General features: G+C 62.6%; 17 protein-coding genes. 12 read left to right on the plus strand and 5 right to left on the minus strand.

Annotated elements, in window-relative coordinates; genetic code table 11:
• The first annotated feature begins 4 nt into the window (after positions 1–4).
• The 8 genes from HMPREF1546_RS13210 to HMPREF1546_RS13245 all read left to right on the plus strand — a co-directional run bounded on the left by HMPREF1546_RS13210 (position 5) and on the right by HMPREF1546_RS13245 (position 8,473).
• Complete coding sequence (locus HMPREF1546_RS13210) at positions 5–1,543, plus strand: ABC transporter substrate-binding protein (protein WP_021751502.1); 1,539 nt, start codon at positions 5–7, stop codon at positions 1,541–1,543.
• Positions 1,544–1,631: 88 nt separating this feature from the next.
• On the plus strand, positions 1,632–2,570 hold the full coding sequence (gene nikB, locus HMPREF1546_RS13215) for a nickel ABC transporter permease (RefSeq protein WP_021751501.1): 939 nt from the start codon (positions 1,632–1,634) through the stop codon (positions 2,568–2,570).
• 5 nt (positions 2,571–2,575) lie between these two features.
• Entirely contained in the window at positions 2,576–3,454 is an 879-nt protein-coding gene (locus tag HMPREF1546_RS13220) for an ABC transporter permease (RefSeq protein WP_036631401.1), read from the plus strand.
• Between the two features lie 16 nt (positions 3,455–3,470).
• Complete coding sequence (locus HMPREF1546_RS13225) at positions 3,471–4,544, plus strand: ABC transporter ATP-binding protein (protein ID WP_021751499.1); 1,074 nt, start codon at positions 3,471–3,473, stop codon at positions 4,542–4,544.
• The gene (locus tag HMPREF1546_RS13230) at positions 4,534–5,517 is read left to right on the plus strand and encodes an ABC transporter ATP-binding protein (RefSeq protein WP_021751498.1); all 984 of its coding nucleotides are present in this window, start codon (positions 4,534–4,536) and stop codon (positions 5,515–5,517) included. Before HMPREF1546_RS13225 ends, HMPREF1546_RS13230 begins: the two co-directional genes overlap by 11 nt.
• A 28-nt stretch (positions 5,518–5,545) precedes the next feature.
• On the plus strand, positions 5,546–6,541 hold the full coding sequence (locus HMPREF1546_RS13235; protein ID WP_021751497.1) for a hypothetical protein: 996 nt from the start codon (positions 5,546–5,548) through the stop codon (positions 6,539–6,541).
• A gap of 12 nt (positions 6,542–6,553) precedes the next feature.
• Complete coding sequence (locus HMPREF1546_RS13240) at positions 6,554–7,495, plus strand: hypothetical protein (RefSeq protein ID WP_021751496.1); 942 nt, start codon at positions 6,554–6,556, stop codon at positions 7,493–7,495.
• Between the two features lie 27 nt (positions 7,496–7,522).
• The gene (locus HMPREF1546_RS13245) at positions 7,523–8,473 is read left to right on the plus strand and encodes an FAD:protein FMN transferase (protein WP_021751495.1); all 951 of its coding nucleotides are present in this window, start codon (positions 7,523–7,525) and stop codon (positions 8,471–8,473) included.
• 95 nt (positions 8,474–8,568) lie between these two features.
• Here HMPREF1546_RS13245 and HMPREF1546_RS13250 read toward each other — a convergent pair whose 3' ends face one another.
• From HMPREF1546_RS13250 to HMPREF1546_RS13270, 5 genes are all read right to left on the minus strand, one after another.
• Positions 8,569–10,254 (minus strand): cyclic-di-AMP receptor, encoded by a 1,686-nt coding sequence (locus HMPREF1546_RS13250; RefSeq protein WP_083491022.1) that lies wholly within the window; start codon positions 10,252–10,254, stop codon positions 8,569–8,571.
• A 224-nt stretch (positions 10,255–10,478) separates the two neighbouring features.
• The gene (locus HMPREF1546_RS13255; protein WP_021751492.1) at positions 10,479–11,846 is read right to left on the minus strand and encodes an MATE family efflux transporter; all 1,368 of its coding nucleotides are present in this window, start codon (positions 11,844–11,846) and stop codon (positions 10,479–10,481) included.
• Between the two features lie 44 nt (positions 11,847–11,890).
• The gene (locus HMPREF1546_RS13260) at positions 11,891–13,270 is read right to left on the minus strand and encodes an MATE family efflux transporter (protein ID WP_021751491.1); all 1,380 of its coding nucleotides are present in this window, start codon (positions 13,268–13,270) and stop codon (positions 11,891–11,893) included.
• 43 nt (positions 13,271–13,313) lie between these two features.
• The gene (locus tag HMPREF1546_RS13265) at positions 13,314–14,678 is read right to left on the minus strand and encodes an MATE family efflux transporter (protein ID WP_021751490.1); all 1,365 of its coding nucleotides are present in this window, start codon (positions 14,676–14,678) and stop codon (positions 13,314–13,316) included.
• The gene (locus HMPREF1546_RS13270; protein WP_021751489.1) at positions 14,671–15,105 is read right to left on the minus strand and encodes a MarR family winged helix-turn-helix transcriptional regulator; all 435 of its coding nucleotides are present in this window, start codon (positions 15,103–15,105) and stop codon (positions 14,671–14,673) included. The genes HMPREF1546_RS13265 and HMPREF1546_RS13270 overlap by 8 nt, the downstream gene beginning before the upstream one ends.
• A 251-nt stretch (positions 15,106–15,356) precedes the next feature.
• Here HMPREF1546_RS13270 and HMPREF1546_RS13275 point away from each other — a divergent pair, with 251 nt between their 5' ends.
• The 4 genes from HMPREF1546_RS13275 to HMPREF1546_RS13290 all read left to right on the plus strand — a co-directional run bounded on the left by HMPREF1546_RS13275 (position 15,357) and on the right by HMPREF1546_RS13290 (position 18,261).
• Positions 15,357–15,965 (plus strand): DAK2 domain-containing protein, encoded by a 609-nt coding sequence (locus tag HMPREF1546_RS13275; protein ID WP_021751488.1) that lies wholly within the window; start codon positions 15,357–15,359, stop codon positions 15,963–15,965.
• A 67-nt stretch (positions 15,966–16,032) separates the two neighbouring features.
• Positions 16,033–17,031 (plus strand): dihydroxyacetone kinase subunit DhaK, encoded by a 999-nt coding sequence (locus tag HMPREF1546_RS13280; protein WP_021751487.1) that lies wholly within the window; start codon positions 16,033–16,035, stop codon positions 17,029–17,031.
• Between the two features lie 5 nt (positions 17,032–17,036).
• Positions 17,037–17,924 carry a 3-hydroxy-5-phosphonooxypentane-2,4-dione thiolase gene (gene lsrF, locus HMPREF1546_RS13285; RefSeq protein ID WP_021751486.1) on the plus strand — a complete coding sequence of 296 codons (888 nt, stop codon included), beginning with the start codon at positions 17,037–17,039 and terminating at the stop codon, positions 17,922–17,924.
• 13 nt (positions 17,925–17,937) lie between these two features.
• On the plus strand, positions 17,938–18,261 hold the full coding sequence (locus HMPREF1546_RS13290) for a hypothetical protein (protein WP_021751485.1): 324 nt from the start codon (positions 17,938–17,940) through the stop codon (positions 18,259–18,261).
• The last annotated feature ends 125 nt before the right edge of the window (positions 18,262–18,386 follow it).

Below are 18,386 nucleotides of genomic sequence, written 5' to 3' on the forward strand. Positions count from 1 at the left end.
TACGATGAAGAAGAGAGTTTTCGCACTGTTCACCGCAATGTTCCTGCTCTGCGGGATGCTGGCCGGCTGTGGCCCCACCGGTTCCAGCTCGACGACCACGGACGGTTCCGACGATGGCGCCAAGGATACCCTGATCGTTGCTATCCCAGAGTCCCCCACCTACATGGACCCCATGGTGCAGGCCTCCATCGGGACCTATCGTGTCACCACCCAGATGTTTGACCGTCTGGTGATGATGGACAACGACATGAACCTAGTGCCGGGCCTGGCGGAGAGCTGGGAGGTTATCGACGATACCACCACCGTGTTCCATCTGCGCCAGGGCGTCAAGTTCCACAACGGGGAGGAGATGACCTCCGAGGATGTCAAGTACAGCCTGGAGCGCTGCATCGCAAACCCCGGCGTGAATTACAACTACCTCATCATCGAGAGCATCACCTGTGACGACGACTACACCGTCACCATCAAGACCTCCGCGCCCTTCAACGCGCTGCTGTACCGCCTGAGCCTGGACGCGGCCTCCATCATCTGCAAGAGCGCGGACACCAGCGCGGAGGAGTTCAACAAGAACCCCGTGGGCACCGGCCCCTTCAAGTTCGTCTCCTGGGAGCTGGGCGGCGACGTGGTCCTGGAGGCCTTTGAGGACTACTGGGGCGGCGCTCCGGCCGTCAAGCGCGTCATCTTCCGCACGATTCCCGAGGCGCTGAACCGCACCATTGGCCTGGAGACCGGCGAGGTGGACCTGGCCTATGACCTGGGCATCACCGACCTGGAGAGCCTGGCGGGCAATGAGTCCGTCACCACCCTCACCTCCCCCAGCACCACCGTGTGGTATGTGGGCATGAACGTGCAGAAGGCGCCCTTTGACAACGAGAAGGTCCGGCAGGCCGTCGCCTACGCGCTGGACCCCCAGGGCTACATCGACCTGGTATTCAGCGGCGAGGCCACACCCGCCAACTACACCATGCTGCCCCCCAGTGTGGACGGCTACGTCTCAGACTGCTCCGACTACTCCTGCAACGTGGAGAAGGCCAAGGAGCTGCTGGCCGAGGCCGGCTATCCTGACGGCTTCTCCACCACTCTCTGGTGTTCCGATACCCAGGTGATGCGGGACTCCGCCGTGGTCATTCAGGAGCAGCTGCGCCAGGTGGGGATCAACGCCGAGGTCAAGACCCTGGAGAGCGGACAGTTCCAGTCTGAGACCGGCAACGGCGCCCATGATATGTTCATCATGTCCAAGACCTCCATTGACCCCGACTCCATGCTGCGGTCCATGTACCACACGGAGGCTCTGGGGCCCTCCGGCAACCGCTGCTTCTGGACCACGCCTGAGGTGGACGCCTTGATCGATGAGGCCAGCACCACCACCGACACCGAGCACGCCATGGAGCTGTATGCGGAGATCCAGGGCAAAGTGGCGGAGGCCGCGCCCCTGGTCCCCATGGCGGTGGAGCACCTGAACGCCGGTATGCAGTCCAATGTGAAGGGATTCGGCCTGTATCCGGGCAAGTCCCACTACATCAACGGCACCTATTTTGAATAAGCGCATTCAGGCATTCCAGTGAGCGGGCGGCGGCAAAAGCCGCCGTCCGCTTGCGCGAATTTGCGTTATGGAAAAAGGAGAGTGACAGATGTACCGTTTTATTCTCAAACGGCTGCTTATGCTGATTCCGGTGCTGCTGGGTGTCAGCTTCATCGTCTATACGATCCTGAGCTTCACCCCCGGCGACCCGGTGCAGATGATGCTGGGCGACAACTACTCCGAGGAATCCTACGCCGCCATGCAGGAGGAGCTGGGCCTGGATGATCCCTTCCTGGTCCAGTACGGCCGGTTTATCATCAACGCGGTCCACGGTGACTTCGGTACCTCATACAGCACCGGCAACCCGGTGGCGGCGGAGATCGCCGCCCGGCTGCCCAATACCATCCTGCTGTCGGCCTGCGCCATGCTTTTTGCCATTCTGATCGGAATTCCCCTGGGCGTGATCTCCGCCACCCATCAGTATTCGGCGGTGGACAACATCTCCATGGTGGGCGCTCTGTTCGGCGTCTCCATGCCGAACTTCTGGCTGGGGCTGATGCTGATCGTGATCTTCGCAGCGGGGCTGGGGTGGTTCCCATCCTCCAACTTTGAGACCTGGGGCGCTCTGGTGCTGCCGGCCGTCACCCTCAGCGCCAACTCCCTGGCGATGATCACCCGCATGACCCGCTCCTCCATGCTGGAGACGATCCGGCAGGACTACATCCGCACCGCACGGGCAAAGGGCCTGAAAGAGAGCGTCATCACCATCCGCCACGCTCTGCGCAACGCCATGATACCCATTGTCACCACAGTGGGACTGCAATTCGGCTTCTCTCTGGGCGGCGCAGTGCTGGTGGAGACGGTGTTCTCCTGGCCCGGCATCGGCCGGCTGCTGGTGGACTGCATCGGCCTGAAGGACACGCCCGTGGTGGTGGCCTGCGTATTGGTGCTGGCCACGATGTTCACCATCATCAATCTGTGCATTGATATCCTGTACGCATTCCTGGACCCCAGAATCCGGGCCCAGTACAAAACGGCAAAGAGGTGATGCGGATGACTGGGAAAGTGAAAAACAAGAACAAGAAAAAGTCCCAGGCCGCCGCAGTATGGCGCCGCCTGAAGAAAAACAAGATGGCCGTTCTGGGACTCATCATTCTGGCCGTCATCATCTTCTTCGCCGTCTTTGCCGATGTGTTTTTTGACTACGAGACGCTGGTGATTCAGCAGAACGCATCCCTGAAGCTCCAGCCCCCCTCCGTCGAGCACTGGCTGGGCACCGACGAGGTGGGCCGCGACATCCTGGCCCGGATCGTCCACGGCGCCCGGATCTCCCTGCCGGTGGCCTTTGCCACCATCGCCATTGCCACAGTGGTGGGCGGCCTGCTGGGGGCCATCGCTGGTTACGGTAGCCGCCGGGTAGACGATGTCATCATGCGTGTCATGGACATCTTCCTGGCGATCCCCAGCATCCTGCTGTCCATCGCCCTGGTGTCCGCCATGGGCACCAGCGTCACGAATATGATGCTGGCCATCAGCATCTCCAACATCCCGCCCTTTGCCCGGATCGTCCGCTCCGCCGTTCTGACCATCAAAAACGAGGAGTACATCGAGGCGGCCCGCGCCATCGGCGCCAGCGACAAGCGCATCATCCTCAAGCACATCCTGCCCAACTGCATGGCCCCCATCATTGTTCAGGCCACGCTGTCTATCGCCGGGTCCATCCTGGCTATCGCCAGCCTCAGCTTCATCGGCCTGGGCATCAGCCCGCCCACGCCGGAGTGGGGGTCTATGGTCAGCACCGGCCGGCAGTATTTCCGGGCGGCCTGGTGGGTGTGCGCGTTCCCGGGCTTTGCCATCATGTTGACCATCCTCTCCCTGAACCTGCTGGGAGACGGCCTGCGGGATGCCCTGGACCCCAAGCTGAAGAACTGAGGAGGGAGGACGCCACATGGAAGAGAACAAGCAGCACAAGACCGCTTTGCCAGAGACGGAGCCCATTCCTTCCGCGCAGGCCCCGGAGGCCCTGCTGGATATCCGCGGCCTGCGGGTGGAGTACCACACCGACGAGGACGTGGTCTACGCCGTCAACGGCCTGGACCTGACCATCGGAAAGGGCGAGAGCCTGGGTCTGGTGGGCGAGACCGGCGCCGGCAAGACCACCACGGCCCTGTCGGTCCTGCGGCTCATCGCGGACCCGCCGGGAAAGATCATGGGCGGCGAGATCTGGTTCGAGGGCGAGGATATGCTCCAGGCCAAGCCCGCCCGCCTGCGGGAGATCCGCGGCAGCAAGATCTCGGTGATTTTCCAGGACCCTATGACCAGCCTGAACCCGGTCTACTCCGTGGGCGATCAGATCGCGGAGGTCATCCACCAGCATGAAAAGTGCAGCAAGGAGGAGGGCCGGAGAAAGGCCGGCGATATGCTGGAGATGGTGGGCATCCCCCGGGCCCGCTATGACGAGTATCCCCACCAGTTCTCCGGCGGCATGAAGCAGCGGGTGGTCATCGCCATGAGCATCGCCTGCTCGCCGGAGCTGATTCTGGCGGACGAGCCCACCACCGCCCTGGACGTGACCATCCAGGCCCAGGTGCTGGAACTGATGAACGAGCTGAAGGAAAAGCTCCGTACCTCCCTGCTGCTGATTACCCACGACCTGGGCGTCGTGGCCCAGGTCTGCGACCGGGTGGCTATCATGTATGCCGGTGAGATCGTAGAGAGTGGCACCATCGCGGAGGTGTTTGACCACCCCCATCATCCCTACACCATCGGCCTCTTCGGCTCCATCCCGTCTCTGGATGAGACGGCGGAGAAGCTCAAGCCCATCCAGGGCCAGATGCCGGACCCCACGGAGCTGCCGGAGGGCTGCGCCTTTGCACCCCGGTGCCCCTACGCAACGGGGGCCTGCCGTACCCGCAAGCCGGAGATGACCGGCGTCGGCGGCACCCAGATGGTACGCTGCCTGGCCCACCAGGGCGTTTTCGAATCCCCCGAACTGATGGAGGAGGTGCGACATGGCAGATAAGGACATCATCCTGGAAGTCCGGGACCTGAAGAAGTATTTCAAAAGCCCCACCGGCACCCTTCATGCGGTGGACGGCGTCAACTTTTCCATTCGGAGAGGCGAGACGCTGGGCCTGGTGGGGGAGTCCGGCTGCGGCAAGTCCACCATCGGACGGCTGATCTTGGGCCTGCATCAGTCCACCAGCGGCGAGATCCTGTTCAACGGACAGGACATCTGCAGGATGAATAAGAAGCAGCTTCACGACCTGCGCAAGGATCTGCAGATCATCTTCCAGGACCCGTTCTCCTCCCTGAACCCCCGGATGTCCATTGGGGAGATCATCGGGGAACCGCTGCGGATTCACGCAAAGGCTCAAAGCCGTGCGGAGCTGGATAAGGAGGTCTCCCGGCTGATGGACGTGGTGGGCCTCTCCGCCCGGTTGTTCAACGCCTATCCCCACGAGCTGGACGGCGGCCGCCGCCAGCGGGTGGGCATCGCCCGGGCGCTGTCCCTGCAGCCCCAGTTCATCGTCTGCGACGAGCCGGTGTCCTCGCTGGACGTGTCCATCCAGGCCCAGGTCCTGAACCTGCTGAAGGATCTGCAGGCGGAGTTCCACCTGACCTATCTCTTTATCACCCATGACTTGTCGGTGGTGAAGTTCTTCTCCGATAAGATCGCGGTGATGTACCTGGGCCAGTTGGTGGAGACAGCGGATTCCGCGGAGCTGTTCCGCCAGCCACTGCATCCCTATTCCCAGGCTCTGCTGTCTGCCATTCCCATCCCCAGCAGCCGGCAGAAAATGCAGCGGGTGAAGCTCATCGGCGAACTTCAAAGCCCCATTGACCCGGAGCCGGGCTGCCGCTTTGCCAAACGCTGCCTGTACGCCCGGGAGGGCTGCACCGGCCGGGACCTGGCGCTGCGGGACTTCGGCAGCGGCCACTTCTGCGCCTGCTGCCGGGCCGGCGCCCTGGAAGAGCAAACCCCGTCCAAGTGACGGACAGAATCATAAGGAGGAATTTGACATGATTGACAAGACGAGATGGCTGGGGCTGGGCCCCTGGCATGAGGACAACGAGAGCGAGCTGATCGACTGGACGGCGCAGCCCCAGTACAAGGGCCTGGTCAAGGGCGATTACTATCACGCCGAGCTGCGGTACAGCGGCCGCTGGGGCGACCCCGGCCACAAGGGCGAGCTGGACGTGGTGTTTGACGACGACGGCAAGATCGCCTTCGCCGAGTTCAACGAGACTACCATGGGCAACTACTATGTCCGCCACTTCCAGAATGTCAGCAAGCGCCGCACGGAGTTCCAGTTCTTCCAGGACTTCCATGACAAGCGCCGCAGCGTGGCCTATGGGCGGGTGCTGGCCAACGGCTTCAAATATGTGGAGGACCAGATCCTGGAAAAGCAGGACCTGGACGCTGACTATGACCTACTGACCGGTGCCTCCTTCTCCATGAAGAACATGATCGGCCTGAAGGACGACGTGTCCGCTCAGCGGAAGGACTCCAACCACAAGAAGCAGCGGTACTACGGCTACACCGAGGATTACGGCTACGGCATCACCGGCTGGCTCCAGGTGGTGGTGGAGGACGGCAAGATCGTCAGGTGCTTCTACGATGAGATCTTCGCCGATCACACCAAGGACATCGTCTACGACGACCTGAAGCAGTTCTACCGTCAGTCCAAGTATTTCTCCACTACCTATGAGGACCCGTTCCCCTCCGGCTGGGACCGCCACGCCTGGCTGGTGTGCTTCAAGGACCAGTCCGATGCCATCAACAAGAAGGTCTGCGAAACACAGGATATGTTCGATATCACCGGACTGCCCTGCGTGGAGGGCCCGGACATGGGCGTGGTGTGGGACAAGCCACACAAGGACGATGTGGCTCTCGTCTCCAACAGCGACGCCACCGCCCGCTCCGTCACCCGGCCCCGCTCTCCCGTGTGGAACAACTATCTGCGCCTGGCCAAGATCGTCCACGACGAGATGGTCAAGGACGGCGCCGTGAAGTAAGGAGGAACGAACATGGATAACGCAGGAAAGAAGCCGGTCTGGTCCGTCCAGCCCCCCAAGGGGATGTTGAAGGGCGACTACTATCGGATCGAGGAACGGTTCCCGCCCTACTATCCCGGCGTAGAGGGGGAGTTTCCCGCCGATCCGGGTCACCTGGGCATTGTGGAGGCGGTGAAGGCCGACGGCAAGCTGATCTTTGTGGAGCTCAATGAGATCACGGCTCCCTCCTATTACAACCACCTGTACCAGGGCATCTCCAAGCGCCGCTCCAGCTACAGCTTCTGGCAGTACACGAAGCCCCGGATGCAGAAGGCCGGCTCCGTGCTGACCATGGGTATGCAGTACGTGGAGCAGCAGATGCTGGAGAAACAGAGCCTGAGCGGAGACTTCGATCTGGTGGCCAGCGCCTCCGGCAGCGTGAAGAAGCTGCTGACCTTCGCGGCCAAGCTGGACAAGGAGCTGGACGAGCCCTCCTCCAAGAAGCTGTACAGCTATTCCGAGGACTATGGCTACGGCCTCACCGGCTGGCTGAAGGTGGTGGTGGAGAACGGCAGGATCCGCTCCTGCCGCTTTGACGAGATCTTCGCAGACAACGAGGAGGACATCGTCCACCCCGAGCTGAAAAAGTACTACCGCCAGTCCAAATACGACTGCCCCACCTATGAGGATCCGTTCCCCTCCGGCTGGGACCGCCACGCCTTCCTGGTGGGCTTCCGCACCCAGATGGACAACCTGAATCTGAAGGTCTGCGCCACCCAGAACATGCTGGATCTGACCGGCCTGCCCCACGCCGCCGGACGGGATATGGGCATGATCTGGGACAATCCCAACCCAGACCATGCGCATCTGGATATGGATCCCAAGAACCGGCCGATGTATCCTGCGTTCATCAACTACCTGCGGATGGCCAAGGTTGTCCTGGAGGAGATGCGCAAGGACGGCGTTTTCCAGTAAAGACAAGAACCGGAAAGGAAAACCGTTATGGAGCATACCCGCGCATTTTTGGCGTACGACACCCTCTGCCGCATCGCGGCGGAAATCCCGGAGGACGGGGAGCAACTGCTGGAGCAGTGCGAGGAGGAGGCCCACGGGCTGGAGCGCACCCTCAGCATGTTCGATCCCGGCTCAGAGCTTTCCAGGCTTTGCCGGGACATCCGGCCCGGCGAGGCTGTGCCGGTCTCTGAGACCCTGTACACCTTCCTGGAGCAGAACCTGGAGATCTGCCGCCTGTCCGGCGGAGCATTCGACCCCACGGTGGGGCCGGTGGTAAAGCTGTGGGATTTTCTGTCCCAGACGCCCCGGATCCCCTCTGCGGAGCGCATCCGGGCGGTGCTGGACCGGGTGGGCTATCAGCACGTCCGCCTGGACCGGAATACGCGGACCGTGACGTTTGATCTTTCTGGAATCGGTTTGGATCCAGGCGCGGCCGGGAAAGGCTTCGCCCTGGGCCTGACCGTGGACCGCCTGCGGCAGGGCGGCGTCCGGCAGGCCGTGCTGGACTACGGCGGGAACCTGTTTGTGATCGGTGCGCACCAGGACGCGCAGGGCGGGACCCGGCCGTGGAAGGTGGCGATCCGGGACCCGGACAACACCGGCTCGGTGTTTGGGACGGTGCAGCTCCAGGACGCGGGCATCGCCACATCCTCCTGGTATGAGCACAGCTTCCAGAAGAATGGGACCGTGTACCACCATCTGCTGGACCCACGGACCGGATACCCCATGCCGCTGACACTGAAGAGCGTCTCCATCCTGTCCTCGCGGCCTGTTTACACAGACCTGCTCTCCACTGCCTTTTTCATCCTGGGGGAAGAGGAGGGCGGCGTTCTGGTGGACCGGCTGCGCAGGGACAGCGGCGAGATGATCGAATATGTGGCCGTACGGGAGGATGGGACTGTGGCCGCGTCTCCGGGCGCGGCGTTCGCCCCTGCCTGATCGATCTTGATGCAAAAAGCGATCCCCCTCAGTGCACACACTGAGGGGGATCGCTTCGTCCTGCTTGTGCCCGGCCGCCGGATATGGCGGGCGGCTCAGATCTTTTCAAACTGCGTCACATCGGAGACGAACAGCGTGGCACCGCCTACGGTCACCTCCGTGGGATAGGCCGCAGAGGGTGTGGCCAGTTGCACGTTGGAGGAGATCTTCTCCGTCCGGCGGGAGCAGTTCTGGCGGATGATGGCGATGGCCTGGGGCACCCGGTCCTCCTCTGTGCCGATCAGCAGCGTGGAGTTGCCGCCGGTGAGAAAACCACCGGTGGAGGCCATGCGGGTGAAGTAAAAGCCGGCGTCTGTCAGGGCGGCGCAGACCTCGCTGGTGTCCCGTCTGTTGACGATGGCGGTGATGAGTTTCATGGCAGTCGCTCCTTTGCGTTCGGGTTTCAGGGCCGCGCCCTTGCAGCGGTCCCAGATGTGGATGCGGTGGAGATAGAAGCACAGGCCCAGCGTTCCGGTCACGACTTCCGCAATGGGAAAGGCCAGCCACGTGTAGGCCAGATCGATCCTGGAGAAGAGCCAGAATACGGGAATCAGGCAGAAGATCTGCCTGGTCAGGGAGAGCAGGACGCTGGGCAGCGCCGCCCCGATGGCCTGGAAAAAGACCGGCAGGATCAGGGAGGGCACGGCGGGCAGAAAGCTGATGCCGATGATGTGGAAGGCTTGGACGCCGATCTCCAGGACCGCGGGCTCCGCGGTGAAAATGCGCAGCAGCTGTTCCGGGATCAGCTCGAAGCAGGCGATCCCCACCAGCATGAAGGACATGGCCAGCAGGACGGAGTTCTTCACCACCCGGCGGCAGCGGCCGTAGGCACCCTTGGCGTATGTATAGCTCAGCAGGGGGACGATGCAGGTCTGGAGTCCGGAGAGGGGGATGAAGAAGAAGGACTGCACCTTGTAATACAGGCCCAGGACCGTCACGGCGTCATCGGAAAAGCCGGCCAGGATCATGTTCAGGGCCATGATATAGACCGTGAACAGAAGCTGCATGAAGATGGAGGGAAATCCCAACCGGTAGATCTTGGCCGCATAGGAGCGGAACACCCGGATGGGGGGCGGCTTCCGGAATCCGGAGACAACAATGAGCGCCGCCAGCACCTGGCCTGACACCGTAGCAAAGGCGGCACCGGCCACTCCCAGCGCCGGTGCCGGGCCAAGGCCGAAGATCAGAATCGGGTCCAGCACGATATTGGCCGCGGCGCCGGCGATCTGGGCCAACATGGGCAGGCGCATGTTGCCGCGGGCTTGGTGGACCTTGCTCCAGGTACTCTCCAGAAACACACCCGGACTGCCCACGCAGACGATGGTACCGTATGTCACGGCAAGGTCCGCCACGGAGGAGGACTCCGTGGAGATCGCGGCAAAGGGGCGCATCAGCAGGCCGCTCAATACGGCGAAGATCAGCCAACTGATCAGCGCCAGGACCGTCCCTGTTCCGGCGGTCCGGTCGGCTAGGTGGTGGTTCCCCTGGCCGTCGTACCGGGACATCAGGGTATTGACGCCCACGCCGGTGCCGACAGCGATGGCGGTGACGATCAGTTGAACAGGGTAGACGATGGAGAGGGCGGTGAGGCCGTCACTGGAGAACTGGCCCACAAAATAGCTGTCCACGATGTTGTACATGGCCTGGATCAGCTGGGCCAGCATGACCGGAGGCGCGATCCGCATCAGGATGGCCCAGACGCTCTCTGTATCAAAAAGGCTGTATGCAGAGGATGCTCTCATGGTGTGGCGGTGCTCCTAACAGGTTCGGGATCTTCCAACCTCCCGCAGAGGGGCGGCCGGGACTTGCGGGCAAGATTATAGCCGGGCCGGAACTGTTTGTCAAGACGCGCAGGGGGCCGGAACAGGCAGAGGAGGCGCTTTTGGAAAAACCTCCAAAAGCGCCTCCGCTTTTTCTTGCGAGTCTGTGGGAGTAAGAGAGGGAACAACGGCGCGGCAACCGGGTCTCAGATGTTCTCCGGCGGGCGGTCCGGCAGGCGGCCCAGGGGACGGTACACGGTGAAATACATGGTGAGGCTGCAGGCCAGGCCGCCTACCAGCTGGGAGATGGCCTCGGCTGTGAATACGCCGGTGGTGCCCATCCAGATAGGCAGGACGACCGTCAGCGGCGCATTGATGATGGCTTTGCGCAGCAGAGAGAAGAAAACCGCCTGCTTGGAGCGCCCCAGGCTCACGAACACACCCTGCCCCGCCATTTGGAGGGACATGGGGATAAACAGGCAGAAGTAAATGCGCAGGGCGGGGATGCCGGCAGCCACCACCTCCGGCTCACTGTTGAAGACCCGGATCAAAAGCCCGGGGAACAACATGGCGGCGGCCCAGAAGACAGCGGCGTAACCAACCGTCACCGCCACGCTGAAGCGGATGGAGCTCCGGACGCGGCTGTATCGGCCGGCGCCGTAGTTGTACCCGGTGACCGGCTGGGCGCCGTTGGTGAGCCCCTGCACCGGCATGAAGAACACCTCCCGCAGGGAGTTGATGATGGTCATCACGCCTACGTACAGGTCGCCGCCGTATGCCTGGAGCGTGGCGTTGCACACCACCTGCACCAGACTGTTGGTGAGATTCATGAAGAAGCCGGACAGGCCCAGGGCCACGATGGATTTCACCCGCCCGGCGCCCAGCGCCAGATTCCGCAGGCGGAGCCGCAGGATGGCCTTCCGCCCGGTGAGGAATTTCAGTACCCACACGGCGGAGCAGCCCTGGGCGATCACGGTGGCCAGCGCCGCGCCCCGCACCCCCATGTCCAGGGCGAAGATGAAGACCGGATCCAGCACGATGTTGACCACCGCCCCCAGGCCCACGGTCATCATCCCGGTGCGGCCGAAGCCCTGAGACGTGATGAAGGGATTCATCCCCAGGCCGATCATGACAAAGACGGTCCCCAGCAGATAGATGGTCATGTACGCCTCGGCATAGGGATAGGTGGCGTCACTGGCGCCGAACAGGTAGAGCAGGGGATGCCGGAACAGCAGGAACACCCCTGTGACAGCGGCGCCGAAAATCAGCAGAAGGGTGAAGGCGTTGCCCATGATCCGCTCGGCCTCTTCCTCCTCGCCCTTGCCCCGGTAGATGGAGCACAGGGGGGCGCCCCCCGTGCCGCACAGGTTGGCAAAGCCCATCACGATGGAGATGATGGGCAGCGTCAGCCCCAGGCCCGTCAGAGCCAGATGCCCGGGGAGCCGCCCCAGGTAGATGCGGTCCACCACGCTGTACAGCACGTTGATGAGCTGGGCAGCCGTCATGGGCAGCGCCAGCGAAATGATGTTGCGGGGAATGCTGCCGACGGAAAAATCGTGCTCCTTGCTTGCCACGGATTCGTTCTCCTCCTTACAGTTCCGTTTTGCTCACGCCGGTTTCAGGCCCCGGCTGGGGCCGTTCCGCCCGCCGCGCTCCCCCTTTGGATGGCCCGGTAAAACCACAGGGCTGCGGCCAGCGAGATGGCGTCCACGATGGGCTGCACCCACATACAGCCGTACAGGGGAAAGAGCGCGTCCATGAGATAGAGCAGCGGAATGTCCAGTACACCCTTGCGCAGGATCGAGCAGACCAGGGACTCCCTGGCCCTGCCCATGGCCTGGAACTGGATGATCATGGGATAGCACAGGGCCATCATGGGCATTGCCGTCACCATGCACCGCAGGAACACGGCCCCATAGCGGACTGTCGCAGCATCGGCAATGAACAGGGAGACCAGGGGGGTGGCAAACGCCTCATAGCAGACCAGACACAGCACGGCGAAGCCAAAGGACATCAGGCTCCCTATCCGGAAGGCCTGCGCACGCCGACGGTGATTCCCGGCAGCGTGGTTATAGGCCAGCAGCGGCAGAAGTCCGTTGGAGACACCGATGGAGAAATACAGGGGCAGCTGGTCCAGTTTTTTTACGATGCCCAGGGCCGCCACCGCCTCTGTGGGGTATTGGGATACAAAGTCGGCCTGGGCAGCGGTGGCCACCACTGTCAGCGCATACTGCAGGGCGGAGGGGAAGCCGATGGCCAGAATGGGGCGCAGGTACTGGGCGGCATACCGCAGATTCGCCGGCAGCAGGTTCAAATAGGTGGCGCCCCGGCGGCGGACCAGATAGACGGCAAAACAGGCCACCGCCGCCCCGTTGGAGAGGGCCGTGGCCATGCCCGCGCCCACCGCGCCCAGACCCAGGAACTGGGGCAGGACGAACAGCGGGTCCAGCAGGATATTCAGGACGCCGCCGAAGGAGACCCCGAAGGCGGCGGCTCCGGCGCCGCCCTCCGCCCGGACCAGATTCGCCAGGAGGGTGTTGAGAATGGTGAAGGGGCCGCCCAGTATGACAACCCATTTGGCGTATCCGTAGGCAGTAGCATAGGTAGCCTCGGTGGCGCCGCACAGGTGCAGCACGGGATCGGCCAGCAATCGGAACGCCGCGGAGAAGAGCAGGGCGGACAGCAGGCCGCCGGCCAGAGAGACAGCGGCGATCCGCCGGGCGCCCTCCTCGTCCTGACGGCCCAGGGCCCGGGCGATGGCGCTGGCCCCGCCCACGCCGAAGAGGTTGGAAATGGCGGTGAGCATCAGAAAGGAGGGATAGGCCACAGTGACGGCCGCGGTTTCATGGGGGGCGTTCAACATCCCCACAAAGTAGGTGTCCGCCAGATTGTAGACCAGCGTGACCATCTGACTGGCTACGGCCGGGACTATCTGCAGCAGCACGGCCTTTCGGACGGGTGTCTTCGCAAAGACCTCCAGATTCTGTTTCCTGTTCATATCCACAGCACCTGCGATTCCTGAAATAGACCGCCTGCGGGGGTCAGCGGTCGGCCACAGCCTTGCGCATCCACTTTCCACTCTTGACCCGGAGCAGGGAGACCGCCGCGCCGATCAGCCAGCCGGCGGGGATGGACCACCAGATGGCGTTGGCCCCCAGCGGGGTGAGATACACCAGTGCGTAGGCGATGCCCACCCGGGAGAACAGGTTGGCCATGGAGCTGAAGGTGAAGGCTGCCATGTCACCCGCGCCCCGCAGCATCCCGTTGGGGACGAACAGCAGGCCCATCAGGATATAGAAGAGGGAGACTGTGTGCATATAGGCCAGACCGTAACCCATGGCGCCCGAGGCGTCCCCCGGGTCCAAGAACAGGGACAGCAGCTGGTTTCCGAAGAGGAAGATGATGACGGTGATCAGCAGAGAGAATACCGCCACCATCAGCAGACAGGCCTTCAGGCCCTCCTTGACCCGCTCGTACTTGCCTGCACCGATGTTTTGGGCCGTGAAGCTGGACATGGCGTTGGAGATGTTCATGTTGGGCAGCATGGCCAGGGAGTCGATCTTCGTGGCAGCAGTGTATCCGGCCACCAGCACTTTGCCGAAGGAGTTGACCAGACCCTGCATCATCATCATGGAGAGGGACACCAGAGACTGCTGGAGCATGGAGGGCAGGCCGATCTGGGCGATGCGCTTCACCGCCACTATGTGGAAGAGGGGCAGCTTCACGCCCTGTTTTTCCGGCTCGCAGGGCATCCGCCGCATCCGGCGGAGCAACACCAGCAGGGAGGCCACGGCGCAGAGGCCCTGGGCGATCAGCGTGGCCCACGCCACGCCAGCCACGCCCATGCCGAAGCGGATGACGAACAGCAGGTCCAGCACGATGTTTGTCAGGCTGGAGATCATCAGGAAGATCAGGGGCGTCTTGCTGTCCCCCTGGGCGTTATAGATGCCGTTGAGAGTGTTGTAGAGGAACAGGAAGACCGCGCCGCCGAAATAGATCTGCAGATACGTCCGGGAGTCGGCCATGATATCCGGGTCCGTGCCCAGCAGCTGCAGCAGGGGACCGGCCAGCAGCGTTCCCAGGCCCATGATGAGGAGCCCCAGGACGCCCAGAGAGATGATGGCGGTGGAGATGGTGGTCTTCATCTCATGGATGCGCCCGGCACCGAACAGCTGGGACACCACCACCGTACAGCCCATGGACAGTCCGGAGGCCACGGCCACCGACAAAAACACGATGGGGAAGGAGGAGCCCACGGCCGCCACTGCGTCTTCGCCCACAAATTTTCCCACCACCGCGGTGTCCACCATATTGTAGAGCTGCTGGAACAGATTGCCCGCCACCATGGGCAGGGCAAAGAAAAACAGCAGATTCAGCGGTCTGCCCTCCGTCAGATTCTTAACCATGTTCACTTCCCTCTCCTCGACAAAATTCGATCACATTCTCCGCAATGCGGGTCAGAAACGCCTCGTTCAGGGCGCGCTCCTCAGGGGTGAAGCCCTGGTATTTGACATGCCCCCACTCCTCCAGAATCCTCTGGACGCCCTGATATGCGCCCTCCCCCGCGGGAGTCAGAGAGACATGCTTCTCCCGGCGGCACCGGGCGCTCACCTGCCGCTCCACCAGGCCGCGCTTTTCCAGACGGGCCAGGCTCCGGGCCACAGCCCCCTTGTCCACCGCCAGCTGGACGGCCAGGTCCTCCTGCCGCATGTGGCCCTCCCGCCCCAGCAGGTGCAGGATCATGCCGTCCAGCTGCTGCAGGCCCAGGGTGCCAAGCCTGTCCCGAAAATACTGTCGCTCCAGGCGGCGAAACATCTCGATCCGATTCGGCATACCATTCTCCTATCGTTGCGTTTTTCAACAATTGTATTTTACAAGAATCGCCATGGGAAATCCATATACAAAACACACAAAATAGGGAATCCTGTCCGTCAATGAAGGGCGGGGTGGAAAGGCCGTCGGAGAGTCCCTGCTGGCCGGGAGAAAAGAGGGGCGATGCGCCTTGAAAAAGCGAAATGACTATGTTAGAATAAAGATGTCTTCCAAAATTTGTTTATTTTGTCAAAAGAGGGGGCCGATATCACATGACAAGAGCTGAATTTGCGGCGCGCCTGAAAAACGCCTGCGCCGCTGTGACCGCCGCTGAGGCGGAGCTGACGGAGATCGATTCCAAATTTGGGGACGCGGATCACGGCCTGACCATGGCGAAGATTGCCGGGGCTATCTCCGAAGCAGTGGACGCCGCCGAGGGGGGGATCCAGTCCATGCTGGATGACGCGGCCATGGCCGTTATGACCCTGAACGGCGGCAGCGCCGTCCCCCTGTGGAACACCTGGCTGGACGGCTTGCAGGAGGAGGCCCCAGAGGGGGAGGAGATCGACGTGGCGGGCCTCAAGGCCATCTTCGCCAAGGCCCTGGAGGAGCTGGAAGATATGTCCGGCGCCAAGGTGGGGGACAAGACTATGATGGATGCCCTGATCCCCGCCAGCGAAGCCGTCGCGGCCTATACAGGAGACAGCGCGGACGAGCTGTTCGATGCCGCGGCCCAGGCCGCCGCCCAGGGGGCGGAGGCTACGAAGCAGTATGTCTCCAAATTCGGCCGGGCCAAGAGTTACGGGACCAAGACCATCGGCACCCCGGACGCGGGCGCCGTGTCCATGTCCTGGTTCTTCCAGGGGCTGGCCCGGGAATAACCTGTTGTTCCACCCGCAGGAGCGGGATTGGCAATGCACCACTTAAATATCACTGGAGGAATGCTGTATGAAAATGAAGAAGTTCATGAACGCGCCGGAGACGGTCACCGACGAAGAGCTGGTGGGCCTGGGTCTGGCTTATCCGGACATTCTGAATGTGGACGGCCACCTGGTCATCAGTAAGGATCTGGCCAATGCCGACCGGGTGACCATCGTCACCTACGGCGGCTCCGGCCATGAGCCCGCCCAGGCCGGTTTTGTGGGCAAGGGTATGCTGGACATCCAGGCGGTGGGTGATATTTTCGCCGCCCCCAACGGCCAGCTGGTGTTTGATGCCATGAAGATGGCGGACAAGGGCCACGGCGTGCTGCTGCTGACCCTGAACTACGCCGGCGACCAGCTGGCGGGCAAGCAGGCCATGAAGCTGGCCAGGAAGGCCGGCCTCAATGTGCGTCAGGTGGTCACCGGCGAGGAGATCCGGTACGACCCCAACGGCGAGGACAACAAGCGGGGGCTGGCCGGCGCGGTGGCGCTGTACCACATTGCCGCGGCCGCCGCACGGGAGGGCAAGACTCTGGAGGAGGTAGCGGAGATCGCTCAACATTACGCGGACAACATGGCCTCCATCACCGTCAAGTCCACCGATGCCACCCATCCCCAGAACGGCATGTCCTTCGGCGACCTGGGAGAGACCGACCTGATGGAGATCGGCGCCGGCCAACACGGCGAGGGCGGCGGCGTCCGGGTGCCCATGATGTCCTCCAAGGATACCGTGGCCACCGTGGCCGAGGCCCTGTGCAAGGCCCTGGACCTGAAGCCCGGAGACAAGACCTTTGTGATGATTAACGGCTGCGGCGCCACCACTATGATGGAGATGCTGGTGCTGTTCAAGGACACTGTGGAGTTCCTGAAGGCCAAGGGCATCGAGGTCGTGGCCAGCATGGTGGGTGAGATCCTCACCGTCCAGGAGGCCGCAGGCTTTCAGATGAACATCGCCAAGTGGGACGAGGAGATGCTCCGTCTGTGGAACACCCCCTGCCGCACCCCGGCGTTCAGTAAGGAGTAAGCGCTATGCCAGACGCAATCGGAAACAAGACCGCCCACGACTACCATCTGGACGTGCCTGCCCCGGAGCAGGGCTTCTTCGCCAAGGGCCTGGGCCACGGGGACTGGGGAGCCAAGAATCGGCTCTCCCACCTGTTCAATCCCAAGAGCGGCAACACGGTGATGCTGGCCTTTGACCACGGCTATATCATGGGGGCCACTGCGGGCCTGGAGCGCATGGACGTGACCATCGCCCCTCTGTGCCGGTACGCGGACGTGCTCATGGCCACCCGGGGGGCCATCCGCTCCTGCATCCCCCCCACGGTCCACAATGCCATCTGCCTCCGGGCCACCCATGACGCCAGTGTGCTCATCGACGACATGAGCACCGGCAACGGCGTGGGTGCCGATATGGAGGCCGCCATCCGCATGAATGCCTCCGCCGTGGCCATCCAGTGCTTCATCGGCGGGGCGGGCGAGGCCCGGTCCCTGGAGACCCTGTGCCGCGCCGTGGACGCCGGGGAACGGTACGGCATCCCTGTTCTGGGCGTCACCGCCGTGGGCAAGGAGATGGCCCGCACCACCCAGTATTTCCTGCTGGCCACCCGGATGCTGGCAGAGCTGGGGGCGTCCTTCGTCAAGACCTACTACTGCGATGACTTTGAGAAGGTAGTGGCCGCCTGTCCCGTGCCCATCGTCATCGCCGGCGGCAAGAAGCTGCCGGAGGACGAGGCCCTGACCATGGCCTACCGGGCCATCTCCGACGGCGCCCGGGGCGTGGACATGGGCCGCAACATCTTCCAGAGTGAGCATCCCGCCGCCATGTGCCGGGCGGTGGCCAAGATCGTGCACGAGAAATTTACTGACCGGGAGGCCTTCCAGTTCTATCAGGAGTTGGCCGCCCAGGATAACTGACAGGAGGTTTTCCATGGCAGCGGAGTATATGCATATCGGGATCCCCGTGCTGAACAAAAAGCCCAACATGGTCTACAACGAGTGGGGCGGCTTCTGGGTCAATGAGAGCGTGGATGCCTACGACTACAAGATTGAATACCTGAAATTTGAGGAGGGAACCCGGTTCCCGGAGATCCTTTCCAAACAGCCCCACGTGGCCTACAAGGTGGATAACATGGACCCCTATCTGAAGGAGGCCCAGCAGGTGATTTTCGGGCCGGAGACCCTCAGCGATACGGTCCGGCTGGCGTTCATCACCCTGGATGACGCCATCATTGAGCTGTACGAGGAAACATAACGGCTTCAACACTGGCCTCCGCCAGTGTGCGGAGGCTGGTCCCTTGCCGCCACCCCGCAGGGAATGGAGGGTATCCGGCACAGACTTGGAAAAAACCAGAGCGGCGCCCCGGCGGAATATTCCGC

Origin of the sequence: Oscillibacter sp. KLE 1745 (assembly GCF_000469445.2) — a bacterium.
Taxonomy (GTDB): domain Bacteria; phylum Bacillota; class Clostridia; order Oscillospirales; family Oscillospiraceae; genus Oscillibacter; species Oscillibacter welbionis.

Excerpts from the sequence above, each read along its gene's own strand:
- HMPREF1546_RS13230 (WP_021751498.1), top strand. The coding sequence starts at position 4,534 with ATGGCAGATAAGGACATCATCCTGGAAGTCCGGGACCTGAAGAAGTAT.
- HMPREF1546_RS13265 (WP_021751490.1), bottom strand. The coding sequence starts at position 14,678 with ATGGTTAAGAATCTGACGGAGGGCAGACCGCTGAATCTGCTGTTTTTC.
- HMPREF1546_RS13270 (WP_021751489.1), bottom strand. The coding sequence starts at position 15,105 with ATGCCGAATCGGATCGAGATGTTTCGCCGCCTGGAGCGACAGTATTTT.
- HMPREF1546_RS13240 (WP_021751496.1), top strand. The coding sequence starts at position 6,554 with ATGGATAACGCAGGAAAGAAGCCGGTCTGGTCCGTCCAGCCCCCCAAG.
- HMPREF1546_RS13290 (WP_021751485.1), top strand. The coding sequence starts at position 17,938 with ATGGCAGCGGAGTATATGCATATCGGGATCCCCGTGCTGAACAAAAAG.
- HMPREF1546_RS13245 (WP_021751495.1), top strand. The coding sequence starts at position 7,523 with ATGGAGCATACCCGCGCATTTTTGGCGTACGACACCCTCTGCCGCATC.
- HMPREF1546_RS13250 (WP_083491022.1), bottom strand. The coding sequence starts at position 10,254 with ATGAGAGCATCCTCTGCATACAGCCTTTTTGATACAGAGAGCGTCTGG.
- lsrF (WP_021751486.1), top strand. The coding sequence starts at position 17,037 with ATGCCAGACGCAATCGGAAACAAGACCGCCCACGACTACCATCTGGAC.
- HMPREF1546_RS13220 (WP_036631401.1), top strand. The coding sequence starts at position 2,576 with ATGACTGGGAAAGTGAAAAACAAGAACAAGAAAAAGTCCCAGGCCGCC.
- HMPREF1546_RS13235 (WP_021751497.1), top strand. The coding sequence starts at position 5,546 with ATGATTGACAAGACGAGATGGCTGGGGCTGGGCCCCTGGCATGAGGAC.
- HMPREF1546_RS13225 (WP_021751499.1), top strand. The coding sequence starts at position 3,471 with ATGGAAGAGAACAAGCAGCACAAGACCGCTTTGCCAGAGACGGAGCCC.
- HMPREF1546_RS13260 (WP_021751491.1), bottom strand. The coding sequence starts at position 13,270 with ATGAACAGGAAACAGAATCTGGAGGTCTTTGCGAAGACACCCGTCCGA.
- HMPREF1546_RS13210 (WP_021751502.1), top strand. The coding sequence starts at position 5 with ATGAAGAAGAGAGTTTTCGCACTGTTCACCGCAATGTTCCTGCTCTGC.
- HMPREF1546_RS13280 (WP_021751487.1), top strand. The coding sequence starts at position 16,033 with ATGAAAATGAAGAAGTTCATGAACGCGCCGGAGACGGTCACCGACGAA.
- HMPREF1546_RS13275 (WP_021751488.1), top strand. The coding sequence starts at position 15,357 with ATGACAAGAGCTGAATTTGCGGCGCGCCTGAAAAACGCCTGCGCCGCT.
- nikB (WP_021751501.1), top strand. The coding sequence starts at position 1,632 with ATGTACCGTTTTATTCTCAAACGGCTGCTTATGCTGATTCCGGTGCTG.